This window comes from Falsiroseomonas oryzae (assembly GCF_027856955.1).
Classification (GTDB): Bacteria; Pseudomonadota; Alphaproteobacteria; order Acetobacterales; family Acetobacteraceae; genus Falsiroseomonas; species Falsiroseomonas oryzae.
In genome coordinates, this window is the sequence record NZ_JAPSMD010001014.1 from 1 (window position 1) to 553 (window position 553).

Genomic DNA, 553 nt, shown 5'->3' on the forward strand with positions numbered 1-553 from the left:
GGCGCAGCGCGCCAGTGGCGGAGGCCGGCTGCGCCTCCAGCCGCAGCTTCGCGCCGCGCAGGCCGGTCGGGGCGCCTACGGGACGCACGGCGACGGAGCCGACCCAGGTGGCGCCGGGCCCGGCCGCAATGGGGCCGGCGGCGTGGAACAGCACGTAGCTCTGCCCGTCCTGCGAAGCGGTGCCGTGCACGCGCAGCCGGAGATGCGGCGGGTCCGCCTCGGGCTCGACGGCCAGCACCTCGGCGGCGAGGCCGGCGCCATTGTCGCCGAAGGCCCAGCCATCCGGCAGGCGGCCCAAGGGGCCGGGGGGCGCACCGGCGGTGGCGCCGGCGATGCCGGGCTGCGGGATTCGGTTCTCCGGCGGCAGCAGCCGGGCGGCGACGTCGCAGACCACGATGTCGCCCGGCGCGGTGGGCGTGCCGGGCGGCACCTCCGCCCAGCCGGCCTGGGTGGCGACCAGTGCGGCCATGGCGCGCTCCACCTCGTCCGGGTCGGGGCGCGCGACCAGCCGTTCGAGGCGCAGCGCGGCGGGATCGGGCGGTGCGACCTCCGG

General features: G+C 79.6%; 1 protein-coding gene. It reads right to left on the bottom strand.

What is annotated here, in order from left to right; translation table 11 throughout:
- Positions 1-553 (bottom strand): hypothetical protein (locus OZN99_RS33255; protein WP_270939428.1); only part of this gene is annotated, 553 nt, incomplete at both ends.